Source organism: Thermococcus sp. CX2 (assembly GCF_012027555.1).
Lineage (GTDB): Archaea > Methanobacteriota_B > Thermococci > Thermococcales > Thermococcaceae > Thermococcus.
In genome coordinates, this window is the sequence record NZ_SNUQ01000004.1 from 54,192 (window position 1) to 70,061 (window position 15,870).

At 52.2% G+C, this 15,870-nt stretch carries 14 protein-coding genes; 7 read left to right on the top strand and 7 right to left on the bottom strand.

Annotated features, from left to right (window positions below):
- Positions 1-11: 11 nt before the first annotated feature.
- The 4 genes from E3E23_RS08500 to E3E23_RS08515 form a co-directional block, all read right to left on the bottom strand.
- Positions 12-2,789 (bottom strand): DEAD/DEAH box helicase, encoded by a 2,778-nt coding sequence (locus tag E3E23_RS08500; RefSeq protein ID WP_167907968.1) that lies wholly within the window; start codon positions 2,787-2,789, stop codon positions 12-14.
- Between the two features lie 29 nt (positions 2,790-2,818).
- Positions 2,819-3,952, bottom strand: a complete 1,134-nt coding sequence (locus E3E23_RS08505; protein WP_167907970.1) for an iron-containing alcohol dehydrogenase — start codon at positions 3,950-3,952, stop codon at positions 2,819-2,821.
- A gap of 26 nt (positions 3,953-3,978) precedes the next feature.
- Positions 3,979-5,196, bottom strand: coding sequence for an MFS transporter (locus E3E23_RS08510; RefSeq protein WP_240920780.1), 1,218 nt, complete (start codon positions 5,194-5,196; stop codon positions 3,979-3,981).
- 119 nt (positions 5,197-5,315) lie between these two features.
- A complete protein-coding gene (locus E3E23_RS08515) occupies positions 5,316-5,468 on the bottom strand; it encodes a hypothetical protein (RefSeq protein WP_167907974.1) in 153 nt (50 codons plus the stop codon).
- A gap of 273 nt (positions 5,469-5,741) precedes the next feature.
- On the opposite strand from E3E23_RS08515, the gene E3E23_RS08520 reads away from it, so the two are divergent.
- The 5 genes from E3E23_RS08520 (at position 5,742) to E3E23_RS08540 (ending at position 9,973) form a co-directional block, all read left to right on the top strand.
- Entirely contained in the window at positions 5,742-6,731 is a 990-nt protein-coding gene (locus E3E23_RS08520) for a pyridoxal-phosphate dependent enzyme (RefSeq protein ID WP_167907976.1), read from the top strand.
- A complete protein-coding gene (locus E3E23_RS08525) occupies positions 6,640-7,728 on the top strand; it encodes a DUF1611 domain-containing protein (protein ID WP_167907978.1) in 1,089 nt (362 codons plus the stop codon). Before E3E23_RS08520 ends, E3E23_RS08525 begins: the two co-directional genes overlap by 92 nt.
- Complete coding sequence (locus E3E23_RS08530) at positions 7,715-9,175, top strand: hypothetical protein (RefSeq protein ID WP_167907980.1); 1,461 nt, start codon at positions 7,715-7,717, stop codon at positions 9,173-9,175. Before E3E23_RS08525 ends, E3E23_RS08530 begins: the two co-directional genes overlap by 14 nt.
- Positions 9,150-9,629, top strand: a complete 480-nt coding sequence (locus E3E23_RS08535; RefSeq protein WP_371807537.1) for a GNAT family N-acetyltransferase — start codon at positions 9,150-9,152, stop codon at positions 9,627-9,629. The genes E3E23_RS08530 and E3E23_RS08535 overlap by 26 nt, the downstream gene beginning before the upstream one ends.
- Positions 9,630-9,691: 62 nt before the next feature.
- The gene (locus E3E23_RS08540) at positions 9,692-9,973 is read left to right on the top strand and encodes a hypothetical protein (protein WP_167907982.1); all 282 of its coding nucleotides are present in this window, start codon (positions 9,692-9,694) and stop codon (positions 9,971-9,973) included.
- Here E3E23_RS08540 and mtnA read toward each other — a convergent pair.
- Positions 9,925-10,995 (bottom strand): S-methyl-5-thioribose-1-phosphate isomerase, encoded by a 1,071-nt coding sequence (mtnA, locus tag E3E23_RS08545; RefSeq protein ID WP_167907984.1) that lies wholly within the window; start codon positions 10,993-10,995, stop codon positions 9,925-9,927. The two genes, E3E23_RS08540 and mtnA, sit on opposite strands and share 49 nt — an antisense overlap.
- A gap of 56 nt (positions 10,996-11,051) precedes the next feature.
- Between mtnA and E3E23_RS08550 the strand changes: the two genes are divergently transcribed.
- Positions 11,052-11,579: an NTPase gene (locus E3E23_RS08550; protein ID WP_167908061.1), complete on the top strand. Its 528-nt coding sequence runs from the start codon at positions 11,052-11,054 to the stop codon at positions 11,577-11,579.
- Here the strand turns inward: E3E23_RS08550 and E3E23_RS08555 are convergent.
- Together E3E23_RS08555 and albA are read right to left on the bottom strand one after the other, a co-directional pair.
- Entirely contained in the window at positions 11,565-12,110 is a 546-nt protein-coding gene (locus tag E3E23_RS08555) for a cyclic nucleotide-binding/CBS domain-containing protein (protein ID WP_167907986.1), read from the bottom strand. The genes E3E23_RS08550 and E3E23_RS08555 overlap by 15 nt on opposite strands.
- 549 nt (positions 12,111-12,659) lie before the next feature.
- Positions 12,660-12,935 carry a DNA-binding protein Alba gene (gene albA / locus E3E23_RS08560; RefSeq protein WP_014789603.1) on the bottom strand — a complete coding sequence of 92 codons (276 nt, stop codon included), beginning with the start codon at positions 12,933-12,935 and terminating at the stop codon, positions 12,660-12,662.
- 190 nt (positions 12,936-13,125) lie between these two features.
- On the opposite strand from albA, the gene purB reads away from it, so the two are divergent.
- The gene (gene purB, locus E3E23_RS08565) at positions 13,126-14,472 is read left to right on the top strand and encodes an adenylosuccinate lyase (RefSeq protein ID WP_167907988.1); all 1,347 of its coding nucleotides are present in this window, start codon (positions 13,126-13,128) and stop codon (positions 14,470-14,472) included.
- The last annotated feature ends 1,398 nt before the right edge of the window (positions 14,473-15,870 follow it).

The following is a 15,870-nucleotide window of genomic DNA, read 5'->3' on the forward strand; positions in this document are numbered from 1 at the left end:
TGTGGAACCCATTATTCCTCGGACTTCTTCTCTTCCTCCTTCTTTACATCCACCCAGAATCTCCTGGTCCTTACGAACTCCCTCTCACGCTCCATTAGGGCCACGAGGAGTGCTTCTCCCCGGTACTGGCTCAGAAGCCTCGCCGCAGTGTCTGGGCCTGTTCCGTAGCTCGCCAAGGCTAGAACTGCGTCGAAGCCGTAGGCCTCAATGAGGTCGGCAGCCTTCAGGAGCTTCCTGTATGCCTTCTCCTCCTTCGGCTCAAGTTTTCCGCCGTGCCTGACCTTTTTGAGAACCCCTAAGAACTCCTCCGCATCTATCGGATGAGCTACCGCAAGCATTCTTGAGCCGCACTTAGGACACTCCCAGTGCTTAAGCCTCTCCTTCAAGCGGGAAACTTTAGTCTTTGAGCTCCAGCCGCAGTTGGTGCACACAAGAACGACCCCGTGGTCGAGTATCCGGCTCTTGAACAGCTCAAGTATCTCGTCCCTCTCGAGCTCTCCGCCGATTAAGAACTCCCCTCCAACGCTCACGTTGAGCCTCGCGAGGGTCGAAGGTTCTTTCCTCAGCTCCGTTTTAACGCGCAGACTTCCGGCTTTGAGCATCGCCAGAACAAGCTTCCCCTTCTCGACGTCGACTTTGTCGTGGTAGAGCTCGCTCAGTGTTTCCCTCTCTATCGCCGTCCCCTCGAAGAGCCTCTCGATTCTTCTGATCTTCGCGTCCCTCCTCAAAGCCCCGAAGCGCTTGGCAACGTTGAGCATCCTCCAGCGGTAGGCGTGCGAATCCCTTAAGACCCTGGCCACTATAAAGGGCAGCGCCTCTGGATCCTGGTAGAGGTAGCCCTTCACCTCACTTGGATTCAGCTGGAAGGGCGTCTTTATCACTATCGCATGGGCCTGGCTCCTGACCGAGAAGACCTTTCCGTACCGCATAATGAGGAAGGAGTGTACCAGTCTTCCAAGGGCTTCATTGGTCCTGTTCCCGAAGTCCGCGTGAATTATCAGGGCCTTGGGCGTGCTCTCTACTACAATGTCCCTATCGGTTGAGAATGGCTCCTCCTTGATTTCCTCAAAGGCCCTTTTGAGCTCCTCCTCGCTGAACTCAACCCCCTCCAGAAGTTCGAGGGCCCGTTTGAAGTCGAAGGCCAGCTCCCTCTTGAGCCTCCCAACATCGAGCGCAACGCCAAAAGGAACGGGAATCATCTCGCCCTCCCAGCTCGGTATCGCGCTTTCCAAGCTTTTGCTCTCGCGCACCTTCAAAAGCCTGGCCTCTTCGTCGATTTTCAGGAGAATCCAGCTCCTCCCGTTCATCACGAACTCCATTCCTTCCTCCAGGTCCATAACGAAGCTCTCGTCGAGCCGTCCGATTATGTGTCCGCTCCCTGCGTCGAAGACGCGCCAGGAAACCTCGTCCGGGATCGTCGAGAGGTTCTCGTAGTAGTACTGGAAAGCCCCGCGCCTGAGGTAGAGCAGGTTGGTCTCCTCGTCATAACCTACGAGCCTAGCCTCTTCAAGAACGGCCAGAACGTCGAGATAATCGCTCCAGCTCAGATCCCTGTAAACGTAAGCCCTCTTTGCTATCTCATAGGGCCTCTCCCGCGGGAGCTTCTTGTACTCAACGAGCAGGCCGACGATGAAGTGCGCCAGAACGTCAAGGCCTCCGATAGGCTCAACTGCCTCGAATCTGCCCTCAAGCGCATGCTTGGCTATGACTAGACTCTGGAGGTAATCTTCCACGTTGGACGTTATTACATAACCCTCGCTGACCTCGCCTATCCTGTGCCCTGCTCTGCCAACACGCTGGACGAGCCTGTTGACCTGCCTTGGACTCATGTACTGAATAACCACATCCACGTCTCCTATGTCTATTCCCAGCTCCATCGAGGAGGTACAGATTAGGGCCTTTATCTTCCCCTCCTTGAGGGCTTTCTCGGCCTTTATGCGTGCCTCTTTCGAGAGGCTTCCGTGATGGACCTCGACGGGCTTCCCCCAGGCCTTCAGGCGGTGGGCGAGTATCTCTGCAAACTGCCTCGTGTTGGTGAATATGAGCGCCTTACCGTGCCTTTCCACGATTTCCCAGAGCGTTCTGAGGCGTGCCGCGACGTCTGGAGTTAGGCTTAGCTCCTCGGCCAGCTTGAGGTCTTCCTCCCTTGGCTTTGGACAGAGCACGTGGAATCGGTAGAGCTTCTTCCAGCTCGGCTTTACGATTGTCTCGGCACCGAGCCACTCCTTGATTTCTTCCTCGTTGCCCACCGTTGCCGTCATGCCTATCCTCTTGAAGTCCGCTATCTCCGCGAGACGCTCCAGGTTGAGCAGTAGCTGGGCTCCCCTCTTGTTGTCCACCAGCTCGGCTATCTCGTCCACGATGATGAACTTGACGTTCTCCAGAGCTTTTCGGAGTGATTTTACCGTTAGAATAACGCCAAGAGTCTCTGGAGTTATGATGAGCATCTGAGGCGGGTTCTTCGTCTGTTTGGCCTTTTTGTAGGCAGAAGTGTCCCCGTGCCTAACTTCGACGCTTATGCCGAGCTTTGCCCCCCACCATTCGAGCCTTTCGAGCAGGTCCCTGTTGAGGGCCTTGAGGGGAGCGATGTAGAGGGCAGAGATTGGCTTGAGGCCTTCCTCAAGGATCGCATTGAAGACGGGCAGAACGGCCGCCTCGGTCTTCCCCGAGCCTGTTGGTGCTATGATTAAAACGCTCTTTCCTGCGCTAACCTCTTTAAAAGACTTCATCTGGAGCTCGTTGAGCCTTCCAAAGCGCTCCCTGATGACCTTCTTGAGGAGGGGGTGCATGGTGGAAGAAGGGAGGGGAGGTTTATAAATCACTCCCCGTAGAAGGCCTTCAAATAGAGCTCCCTTATCTCCTCAGGCTTGGGCTCCACCGGGTTGAAGGCTATCAGCCCGTCGCGGTAGGCCTTCTCCGCCATCTCCTCGACCCTGCTCACGAAAGTTTCTTCGTCAACCAGCTCGCTCAGCTTCGGAACGCCGAGCATCTCGTTTAGCTCCTTAACGACTTCCACTAACTCTTTGGCGCTTGAGAAGCCCAGCTCCCTCGCTATCTCCGCGTAGCGCTTCCTCGCGTAGTCGCTCCTCATGTTGAACTCCATCACGTAGGGCAGGAATATCGCGTTGAGCAGGCCGTGGGGACCTATCCAAGCAGCCTTGTGGCTCATGGCATGGCAGAGGCCGAGGCGTGCGTTGAGAAACGCTATCCCTGCCATGGTCGCCGCGTAGTGGACCTTTGCCCTCGCCTCCGCATCGCCCTTCACGGAGAGCGGCAGCCACTTGTAGACGATCTTTATCGCATTTATCGCCATCGCGTCGCTGAAGGGGTTGGCTGTCTTCGTCGTGTAGGCCTCTATTCCATGCACCAAGACGTCCAAACCGGAATTCCTCGCCACTTCAGCCGGCATCATTCTGGGCAAGCGGGGATCGAGGATGGCTATATCTGGTGCTATCTCCGGAGTAACGATGTTGTACTTTATGCCACCCTTCTTGAGAACGCTCGCGGCCGAAACCTCGCTGCCGGCTCCACTGGTGGAGGGTATGGCTATCAGCGGTGTTTTGAGCTTCGGCACGGGCTTCGGCTTGGAAAAGCGGTCGATGAAGGCTATCTCCTCGAACTCAACATCCGGAGCGTCGTAGAAGACCTTCAGCGCCTTGGTAGTGTCTATGACGCTTCCGCCACCTAATGCCACCAGAAGATCCGGGTTAAACTCCCTTACCTTCGGTAGGAACTCCTCGATGACTTCCACACTCGGCTCGGCTGGAAGGCCCACTATCGAGAAAACCTCTGCTCCAGCGTCCCTCACGTAGTCCTCGGCCTCCTCTAGAAAGCCGTGTCTCTTCATCGAGCTTGATGAAAGGATTAAAACGCGCTCGTGACCCTTTGCAGCCTTGGAGAGGTAGCTCAGGCTCCCATCCCCCTCAACTATCTTCGTCTTCAGCCGGAACATGGGCACCACCATGTGGATTTGGGGCCTTAGGCTTTTAATCCTCTCGCCCCTTTCCCTAGAGGAATAATTGACAACAGAAGCAGAAGCGATGCTATCGTAAAGTTCACCGTGAACCCGAGGGTCGAGGTTATGACTCCGCTCAGGAAGTTTCCAGCTATCGCTCCGAGAGAGCTTATTAGATTGTAGGTCCCAATGAGTGCTCCCCTTTTCTTAGGCGGGGCGTTCCGGGAGATTAGAGAGGTCGTTGAAATGCTGATGAAGGACCAGGTGTAACCCGCGAGGAAGTAGGAAACCGCCGCCAGGAAAATGAATGATCTCCCTTCAGAAACGGTTGATAAGGCCAGCAGGGAAAATGCGAAGGCCCTGAGCGAAAGCCCCTTGAACAGTGCGCTCTTCCCCCCGTTCTGTTTTATGCTCCTCCCAACCCGGGTGTACATGAAGGCCGAGACCGCAGAGTTCACTATGCTCATCGCGTAGATTGTGAACGTTCCAAAGCCGTTGGCCTTTAGCAGAACTGGAAACTGGCTGAAGTACAGCATGGCCCCTACCCAGAAAAGGAGGCTGGAAATGTAGAGTTCCCCAACACCGCCCGTTGAAAAGCGCGGTAGGTGTGTTATCATGTTTGGGAGATACCGGAACTTCTCTATGACGTAGCCAAAGTATGCTCCGAGAATATGCCTGTTAAGGTGCAGCGGAATTTCCCTGATAGTTTTCAGCCCCAGTGGGACCGAGAAGAGCCCGATGATTCCGAACATCACGAAGAGCTCCCTTAGGTCTGCGACACTAACCACCAGCAGGCCTATTACCATTCCCGCCACCCATGCCCAGCCACCTATCTCGTTGAATCTTCCAATGGCGTGGTCCCAGTCCTCCAGCCGAAATGTTTTGGTGATGATGAGGATGGGTATCGGGATGGTGGCCGCGATGAAGAAGGTATAAACTGCGTTGATGAGCATGACCTGATGCACGGTACGGGCAAGGGAAAAGAAGAACGTTGCAATGGCCGAACCAAGAAAACCCAGTATTAGGAATGCCTTTCGTCTGTTGAGCCTGTCACTTAGCTTTCCCCAGAAGAGCCCGCCCAGCATTGAGGCGAGACTTCCGACGGCGTTCACCACTCCGACTTCGGTGGGCCCGCCCCCAACTTCGAGGGTCAGGATGGGTATTAGGGGTGCCGTTCCCCCAGCGGACACCTTGAAGGGTACAAAGGAGTAGAACCAGCTTTCATGGTTGGGCTTGTGCATTTGATGCCTCTTTTCCAGGGTTTTAAGGGTGGTGCGTTTGCGCTTCTGGGAATACCGGGCCATTTGTAACACCCAAAAAAGGGGGAGGGGTTAGAATAATATCAAAAACGGGACGCTCCTCACTCTTCGTCCCACTCCTCGTCCCAGTCTTCCTCGAAATCGTCTTCGTAGTAGTACCCCTCCTCAACCTCATCAAAGGGGTCGAACTCTTCGTCCTCCTCGACGGGAGACATCACCTTGGATTCCGGGACCTTCTTTTTCTTCGGCACCATGGCTTTCACCCCCTCATGGGGCGTTATTTCACGGTTAGAATGAGCTTAAAAACTTTTCGTGTACATAACCGGCTTGTCACCAGTTACTAATAATTTTAGGTGCTTTGAACGTTGTTAGGCCCAAAAAATGGCCTCTCCTGGGAGAAAGATTTATAAACCCTTGTCTAATTCCACAGTGCCCCCATCAAAATATGGGGAGAAATCACATGTTGGACCCAGAATTGGGGAGCTGTCAATCGAGAAATCACAAATTAGAGATAAGTGGTGGGAGATATGGAAGCCGAAAAAGGCCCCGATGACGACGAGGGCCCCCTCATGAGGGTGCCAGCCCTCGAAGATCTCCTCGGTATTTCAAAAATATTCGTGAAATTTGAGGGGAGGAATCCCACTGGAACCCACAAGGACAGAATAGCCAGGCTTCATGTTGAAACCGCTAAGACACTGGGGTTCTCTGGCATTACGGTTGGAACCTGTGGAAACTACGGTGTCGCATTGGCTTACTACGCACGGCTGTTCGGCCTCAAGGCTTACATCTTCGTCCCCGCCGGCTACACCCTCGGGCGCTCTGAGGAGATGCTCAGGTACGGTGCAAGGATAATCCCAGTTCACGGGCCCTATGAGAAGGCCGTCCTGGAGAGCAGGAAATTCGCCGTTGAAAAAGGTCTCTATGATGCCAACCCCGGAAGCCATCCCGAGATAGACTACCTCGGTTATGCTGAGATAGCGAAGGAAATAGCGTTGAGAATAAACCCCTATGCCGTCTTTGTTCCAGTTGGAAACGGTACAACACTTTCAGGCATTCATTATGGCTTTAAAGCGCTCGGCCTGAAACCGAGGATGGTTGGGGTGACCACCAGCTTTGGAAACCAGGTTCTTCGGGAGTTCTACGGGGTCGATGGGAATGACTTCGCCGAGACCGAATTTAACGAGCCCCTCGTCTCCATCGTTTCCTTTGACAGGGATGCGGCCCTCAAAGCCGTGAACGAGTCGGGGGGATACATCTTCGGGTTTGCGGATGACACCGCGCTGTATTACGCATCCCTCCTGAAGGGGGTTGGGATAAACGCCCTGCCGGCGTCCGCACTTACCCTTGCTGGACTGGTAAAGTTCGTGAGGAAGTTCGGTGTTAACGGAAAGAACTTCGTTCTCGTGGTTACTGGAGGTGTAAAGAATGGAAGAGGCCCTACTCTTGACGGAAGGGCGCTATCTGTCAACGGATGGAAAGACCGCGCACGGGTTGGTGAGGTACTCCAGAAGGTTTAGGATCGTGGGCCTCGTGGACTCGACCCTCACGGGGAGGGACGCCGGTGAGGTTCTAGACGGCATCAGGAGGGGCATTCCCATCTACGCAACATTGGATGAGGCATTAGCTGAGAACCCGGGCGTGGGTTATCTAATAATCGGCGTTGCCACCCCTGGCGGTTACCTTCCCCCAGACTACAGGAGGGTAGTCACCAAGGCCATACGGAGGGGACTGAGCATCATCAGCGGACTCCACAGCTTCCTGAGTGATGACCCCTATCTCAGACGGCTGGCGAAGAGGTATGGAGTCGAGCTGATAGACGTCAGGAAGATGTTCTACAACCTGAGGATACCCTTCACCGGTAAGATAGAGGAGGTTTCCTCAATTAAAGTGGCCGTTCTCGGAACCGATGCGGCGATAGGGAAAAGGACGACGGCCATAATGCTCCAGGAGGCATTTGAAAAGCTCGGAAAGAAGAGCAGTTTCGTCGCCATGGGCCAGACTGGGTGGATGCAGGGCTTCAGGTACGCGATAGTTATGGACTCCATAATCAACGACTTCGTGGCAGGGGCGATAGAGGACGTCATCTGGAGGGCATGGGCCGAGGAGAGGCCCGACGTTATAGTGACCCATGGGGAAGGTTCTCTGCTCCACCCGGCATATCCAGGCGGTTTCGAGCTGATAGCCGCTGGAAGGCCCGATTATATCGTCCTTCAGCACGCCCCGGCCAGGAAGAGCTTCGACGATTTTCCGCAGTATCCCCTGCCACCGCTGGACAGGTATATTCAGCTCGTGGAACTGCTCTCGGGTAGAAGGCCAATCGCCATAACGATAAACTCCCAAGGACTCACGAGGGAAGAAGCTTTAGAGAAGGCGAGGGAAATAGAGGAAACCTACGGCATACTGACGAGGGTTCCGCTATATGAGGGGGTAGAAGACATTGCCAGGATGATACTCGACGACGCAGAGGGAAGGGCTAGAGCCACGGAGGAGGTGGGGGCTCTTGTCGCTCCCTGACCTTAAATGTTTTGACTATATCCTTGTGGGGAGCCCCAAGATTAGGAGAAAACAAGTAAGCTCGATTTACCGCCTCGGTCTCGATGGGGAGGAACTTAAGTTTAAGCTCATCCATAGTTACCGGGAGAAAATCCCCAGGATAGAGCCGTTTGCGAAGCTCATGAGCATCGCACCAGCGGTGAACTACGGACTCTTTACACCTCTTATAAGGTTCGAGTTTCCCCTCGATGCGAGGGATTTCAGGTTTTTCGTTGAAATGATGAACGTAACCTCTAGGGACATCTTCGTCAATAGAATCGCCAGGAGAACGGGCTTCGTGAGGGAGGAGTTCGTACCCAGAACGGTAACCCCCGAAATGGCGGAACCCATGGCGAGGGTGGAGGCTGAGGAGATAACCGTTGAGGACATAGATTTTATCCCGGACTATGAAAAGTGCGCCGTCATGCTCAGTGGAGGTAAGGAAAGCCTTCTAAGTTATGGCTTAATGAAGGAACTCGGTTGCGACGTCTATCCCCTCTTTTTCAATGAATCGGGCGGTCACTGGAAGGTTGCCTTACCTGCATACCGCTGGTTTGAGAAGAACGAGCCCAACACAAAAAAGGTATGGAGCAACGTTGACAGGCTCTACACGTTCATCGAGAAGAACATGAGGATTCTCCAGAACGTTGGTAAGCCGAAGGCCGAAATTTACCCCATACGGCTGTTTTTCTTTGAGCACTATCTGTTCTCTTTCCTGCCACTCATATACAAGTACGGGATAGGAAATGTTCTCTTCGGGAACGAGTACGATGACCCGCGTGGGCTCAGCTATGAATTCCACGGCATTCCCCACTTTTATGCGGTCTTTGACCAGAGCCAGTGGTTTGAGAAGTACATGACGCACTGGTTCGCTGAACGCGGGCTCGGAATAAGGCAGTGGTCGGCAGTGCGCCCGATAACTGGTCTGATAGTCGAGCGCGTCCTTTATCACCGCTATCCCGAGCTCTTCAGGCTCCAGCGGAGCTGTCACTCCGTCCACAGGGAGGGTAATGACTACGTTCCCTGCGGCACCTGCTTTAAGTGCAACGGCATCCTCACTTTCCTCCTCGCAAACAGTATAGACCCTGCGTTGATAAAGTACAAGTCCGAGCACGTGAAGACACTTCCCGAGCGGATAAAGGCTGGACTGGTACGCCTCGATACCGACGAGCTTGAGCACTCCCTACACCTGATAAAGAAAAGGGACAGGAGCTTTCCTATGGAGGGTAAGCCCCACTGGCACGTTGAGATGCTCCACTTCGACGACAGGAACTCCCATTTTGATAGCATCCCCCCGGAGTTCAGGGAGCGCCTCTACTCAATACTTGAAGGGTACACGAAGGGGTATGTTTACCTCAATGGAAACAGGTGGAGAAGGATCACACGGAGGGAGGCTGTGAGGGGTGCTCCAGAAGAAGCCAACGGATAGGGATCTGGAGGGCTTTACCGTAATAGACGGTGAGCGGTACCTTGACGAGATACTGAAGTACGACATGGAGGTGAGCAGGGAGTTTTCAAAGTTCCCCCTTGGGGAGGAGGAATACCTGGATTCCTATTCGCGGGTTATTGGGAGGCTCCTCTCCTATGGCAGGCACAAGTTCTTCGTTGCGGTCGATGGTAAAAACCGCTACCTCGGGCACGTGTGGGTCTGCCTGCTTGAGGATACCGTGGATTTCGTCATGACAGCCTACATATACGATATCGAGGTAAAATCCAAAGGCCGTGGTATTGGCTCTGCCCTGCTGAGAAGTGCAGAGGAGTGGGCTAAAGCGCGGGGCGCCCTTAAAGTTTCTTTGAGAGTGGAAAAGGACAACCCCGCCATCGACTGGTACAGAAAAAGGGGCTACACCGAGCGGGCACTGATCCTAGAGAAAACCCTTTAACCAGCGGTTCTTAACCTCTTGTTCGAGAAATCTTTTAATTTCGAGCCATTTTTCAATTATCGATGCTCGTGAGGGGCAAAATCGCGGGGAATAAGGCCTCAGTGCCGTTTACGGCTCGCAAGGACAAGAAGGGTGTGGAGATAAAGGTCGATTTTCCGGACGAGGAATTTACCTATTCCGTGGACTGTCCATGCCTCGAACCCCTTGAGCTCCTCGGCCTATTACTACCATCCTTTGAGGAAAAGCTCGGCGAGATTCATGGGGTGTTCGTGGAGGAGGTAAAAGAAGAGAAGAGTCACTCCCTCTTGAATAGCCTCCGGAGGTTCCTCTCGAAGGGCGGGTAAACGACTCCTCTGTCTGTGATTATGCCCGTCAGATACTTGTGCGGCGTCACGTCGAAGGCAGGGTTGTAGACGTCGACATCTGGAGCAATCCTGCAGCCACCGCAGGTGAGAACCTCCTCCTTGCTGCGCTCCTCTATTGGTATCTCCTTTCCGCTTTTGAGGCTCATGTCTATGGTCGAGAGCGGCGCGACGGTGAAGAAAGGAATTCCATGCTCTTTGGCCAGAACTGCGAGGGTGTAGGTCCCTATCTTGTTGGCGAAGTCGCCGTTTGCCACTATCCTATCCGCGCCGACTATAATCGCGTCAACCTTTCCCTGCTGCATCACGAAGCCCGCCATGTTGTCGCTTATGAGCTTAAGCGGAATGCCGTCGTAGTGGTACTCCCATGCTGAGAGCCTCGCGCCCTGAAGGACGGGCCTCGTCTCGTCCACCCAGAGGAGCTTTAGGGTTCCTTCCTTGTGCATGACCCTCAACACGGCACCAACCGTTCCCAGGTGAACCGTTGCCAGGCTTCCGGCGTTGCAGTGGGTCAGAACGTTCCCCTCGGGAAGAACCTCTGCTCCATAGTGCCCCATCCTGAGGTTTGCTTCCACGTCTTCGTCCGCTATCTTTTGGGCCTCTTCAACTATAAGGCGCTTTATCTCATCAAGTGAATCCTCTCTGTGCTCCTCAACCAGCTTTTTAACCCTGTTGAGGGCCCAGAAGAGGTTCACAGCCGTTGGCCTCGTGTTCTTGAGTCTCTCGTAGGCCTCGTAAAAGCCGTCAAAGAACTCGTCCTTTGTCTTTGCCTTCGTCGTCTCCGCGTAGAGGGCCAGGCCAAAGGCTGCCGCGGCTCCAATCGCCGGCGCACCGCGTACTTGCATCGTAACTATTGCCCTGGCCACTTCCTCGACCGTCGTGAGCTCTATGACTTTGAACTCCCTCGGAAGCAGCCTCTGGTCGATCAGCTTAACCTTTCCGTTCTCATAGGTAACGCTTCTCGGAAGCCGCGTGAGTTCCTCTGGATTATACCTGAGCTCCATTACGCACCACCTCAAAGGGTTTAAGTATCGTGCTTAAAACTCAATCGGTGGTGACGATGAGGATATTCGTAACCGGTCCCGCGGGAGTCGGGAAGACGACGCTCGTGAGCAGAGTTGCCAGGGAAGTCGATCGCTGGGGCTATATCGTCGGCGGCATGATAACTCAGGAGGTTCGCCAGCGGGGGAGGAGGATGGGATTTAAAATCACTGCCCTCGACACAGGCGAGGAAGGAACTCTCGCGTGGATCGGCAACGGAAGGCCAAGGATAGGAAAATACGTAGTCCATGTTGACGAGCTCAACCGCGTTGGCGTTTCCGCGATAAGGAGGGCCTTAACCGAGGCAGATTTGATAGTTATTGATGAAATCGGCCCGATGGAGTATATGAGCGACGAGTTTGTAAGGGTTGTGGGAGAAGTCCTGAAGTCAGAAAAGCCGCTTCTAGCGGTAGTTCACAGACGCTTTGCGGACAAGTTCAGACCGCTTGGAAAACTCTACACACTGAGCGTCGAGAACAGAAACGGCGTGTTCTCTGAGGTGATGGATGAAGTCATGAAAGAGTTGAAGGGCTTAGAGCCTAAGTGAGTCCTTGCAGCTCTCGCATACCCACTTTTCGCCGCCCTCAATGTAGACCCTGTAGAGCGAACCGTACTGACCGCAGAGCTCGCAGATTCCATAGACGTCTGTCTCCGGCTCGGGCTCCTCCTCAGCCGCCTCCTCAGCTTCGGTGGCATAGGTATTGAGCGCCGCGAGAAGGTCCGCAGCAGTTACGAACCCTATCGGCTTTCCAAAGCGGGTAACGAGGAGCCTCCTTATGCCCTTGTCCATCATCTTGTCAATAGCATCCTGCACCTCGTAGTCATCCTCGATCGTTACGGGGTTCCTGGTCATTACCTCCTCGACTTTAACGTCCTTGGGGTCCCTGCCTCTTGCCACGACCTTGTCGAGTATGTCCCTGTCGGTTATTATACCAACAATCTCATCGTCCTCAACTACAACGGCACTCCCGACCTTGTTTTTGGAAAGAATCCGCGCGACCCTGTGAACCGTGTCGCTCGGCTTGACGATGACTGCTTTCCTTCTAACCACTTGTCCCACAGCGATTCTCGATGCCATCACATCACCCCGCTAACGGGGGTTGGAGAAGAAACTTAAAAACCTTTCCTCAGCGCCTACGCTTCAAAAGATACGAGACGAGGAGAAACGTTAAGATAAACGCCGCAAGGGGGAGCACCACTGAAAGGGCCGAAGTAGAAGTCTGCATTAGCGGTGTGGTGGTTGTTCGTTGCGTGGTGTTGCTGTGAGCACGGTTATTTCCCTGCCCGCTTCCATCACGGCAAGTTCCCGATTGAGTCGTATTGCTATAAGTGGGTATGTCCTTTGGACTCAGCAAGTCCGTTGAGGCCTTGTAGACGCCAGCCGCCATCATCCCGCGATGGCCAAACTTATCAGATGAAGCCTCTCAAAGCCGGGCACGGCCTTCTTAACTTTGGCCACGCTTTTCCTGGGAACAAGCAGAATGGGCCTGTCCGAAGCCTATGGTATCGTAGTCCAAGCGGACCACCTGGAAAATACAGTGGAGCCGATATTAGAGCTTTTCACGGCTTCAAACTGAGTTGAAGTCAATCCAGAAAAGCGCGAGAGTAAAAGGAAAGGAAGTCAGATTCACGGCTTCTCGAGAACGATCTCGATGGTCGAGGTGTTAGCAGTCCTACCGTCAGCGGTCGGAAGCTCCTCGGTGCCGATCCTGATCTCCTTGACCCTGACCTCTGGAAGGAACCTGTTCCTGACGATCTCGGCGACGTCGACAGCCCTGCTGATGGCCCTTCCCCTAGCCTTGACGCTAACTTCCTTGGCACCCTCGTTGAACTGGGTTATGACGGCCAGGACGTAGTTCATAACCGGCTTCTTTCCGATGTAGACGACATGCTCCTCTGCCATCTTTGGCACCTCTGGAATTTTGTCGTTAGCTTCTCATGACTATTGGTTAAATACTTTTCGGTCTTTCCTTGACGGTACTGGACAACCTTGTGGCTCTGATAAATCTATTGAATGTCCTTCTCCGTGCTGCATGTGGGTGTTAAAGCAAAATATTTTAACATCTTAACATTGCCATAGATTTGGTGATAAAATGGCCGTTCATCCAATTGATTACCGCTATGGTAGTGAAGAAATGAGACGTATCTGGGATGAGAAGAACAAGCTCCAGAAACTCCTCGACGTTGAGGCAGCGTTGGCGAGGGCACATGCGAGGGTTGGTAACATACCAGAAGAGAGTGCTCGGGTCATAAGCGAGAGGGCGAACACCAATTGGGTCAAGCTTGAGCGCGTCAAGGAGATTGAGGCCGAGATACACCATGATATAATGGCCGTTGTTAAAGCCCTGAGTGAAGTCTGCGGCGAGCACGGCAAATACGTCCACCTTGGTGCCACATCCAACGATATAATTGACACTGCAAACGCTCTCCTCATAAAGGAATCGCTCGACATCGTTCTTAGGGATTTGGAGGAACTTCGCTCGATTCTCAAGAACCTCGCTAGGGAGCATAAATACACCGTTTGTATAGGTAGAACCCACGGGCAGCACGCTGTTCCTACTACCTACGGCATGAAGTTCGCCATATGGCTCGATGAGATACAGCGGCACATTGACCGGATTGAGCAGGCGAAGGAACGCCTCCTGGTTGGCCAGATGAGCGGCGCCGTTGGAACCATGGCATCCTTCGGCGAGAAGGGCCTCGAAATACAGCGCCTCGTCATGGAAGACCTCGGCTTAAAGCCTGTAAGAATAAGCAACCAGATAATTCAACGCGACGTTTACGCGGAGCTCATAATGATTCTGGCCCTGATAGCTTCCACCCTCGATAAGATTGCCCTTGAGATAAGAAACCTCCAGAGGACTGAGATACTGGAAGTCAGCGAGCCGTTCGGGAAAAAGCAGGTGGGCTCTTCGACCATGCCTCACAAAAGGAACCCCATAAGGAGCGAAAAGGTGAGCGGATTGGCGAGGGTCCTCTACTCCAACGTTATCCCAGCGCTGCTCAACAATCCGCTCTGGCACGAGAGGGACCTTACCAACTCCTCTGTTGAGCGTGTTATCCTTCCAGAGAGCTTTATACTGCTTGATGAGATGCTTAAGAGCATGAAGAAGGTTCTCTCCGGCTTGGAGTTCTTCCCCGAGAACATAGAGCGCAACCTCTATATGACTCACAACCTCGTGATGGCCGAGCCACTGATGCTCAAGCTCACCGAAAAGGGCATGGGGCGGCAGGAGGCTCATGAACTCGTGCGGCAGATTGCCATGAGGGCCTTTTACGAAAAGAGGGACTTGATAGAGGTGGCTAAGGAGAGCGAGGAAGTTAGAAGGTTCCTGAGTGATGAGGACCTTGAGAGCCTGAAGCCTGAGAATTACATAGGACTCGCGCCGCAGATAGTTGAAAATATAATAGCCCATATAGAGGAGAAGGAGCAAAAATAGGGTCTGTGAGTGGTTATTTAGATAGTTGGGGCTTTATTCTCCTCTTTGCTATTTTTCATTTTATGTTTCGAGTTGTCTCTCAAATTTTAGGGCCAATCTTTACGTTTTTCTTTCTTGGAATTTTTACTTTTTAAGCTTGCTTTATTTTAACTTCTGTTGATTTTTTATTTTTTACTTTTAATTTTGGACTTATTTTAAACTGTTTGAAATGTTAAAAAATCGCAATTTCTGACTTTTTAAGTTTGTAAGTATTGTTCGTAAATTAGTAGTAAATCACCAGTAAACATCCAAGCACGCGACCCTTTTTGCAATGGAGGGTATCTGAGAGATGCCAATTGGAGTCATTTCCTATCCCTCAATAGAGCCACTAGAAATATGTTGTGATCTCCACCCCTTTAAACTACCTTTGCTCGTAACTAATTTTTGGTTCGTGAGGTCGGGCTTCTGCAGTCAAAAATATGCATGAGGCACATGTTAACTTGAGGATGGTGTTTTGGGAGAACATTATGAGAGAAGGATAATCTAACGGGTTTGTTATTTAGTTTTGGCCGTTGCTTTTATTTGCCCCTTCATTTACCTCTAGTTCTATGGACTTTAATTGCATGTGGACAATCAGATTAAGTGTGTTGTCCATTTCCTAGGAAGTGGCTTCATACTACTCACCCGCCATTGTCTTATTGTACTTTGTTGTTCATGTATCTTAGATATAATGTACCTTATATCTAAAACATCTGCACATAAATGTTCGCCGATTTTGGCATTCTCTGCTGCAAGCGAGTGGACAAATACTGGAGTCCGAAGCTCTGAACATAGGGGGGAGGAGAATAAAGAGGCTTGTGGGTGTTCCTGTTAGATGAAGGTGGTGCCCCAGTAAGACACCAATGGCACCCGGGACTTTCTAACCACGTCAGTATTAGTGTGGTATATGTCTCCCTCCACAAGCTTTGTTTTTATTCCCTGGTCTCTAATGGGGTGCCGTCAATATAAGTTAACCTTTCGCAGTGTTGCCTCGACAATTTCATGAGAACGCCAAAGGATCCTAAAGTTCACGTGATAAAGTCCGATGCCCACACTCTCCAACTACCTTAAGTTGTAACCATGTATTTGAGTGTTTAGACGGGGCATCATACAGCCTAAATTTCCAGAAAAATTACATTCTCTCTGGATGCCTTTGGGGTTAAGTATTTGCCCTGAGTATGTGCTCTCTAAATATATCCTCGGGCTGCTATATCTTGCACTAGTGTTTAATTTTACTTTCATGTGGGGTCAATTTTTGCTAATTTTTAACATTTTATTGTGTGTTCTAATAACCTTTTAAAGTAGTACTTTTTGCAATTTTTATTGATTTTGTATTTTCTTATTTTTATCTCAAAAATAAAAAATTACATTATGAGAAAT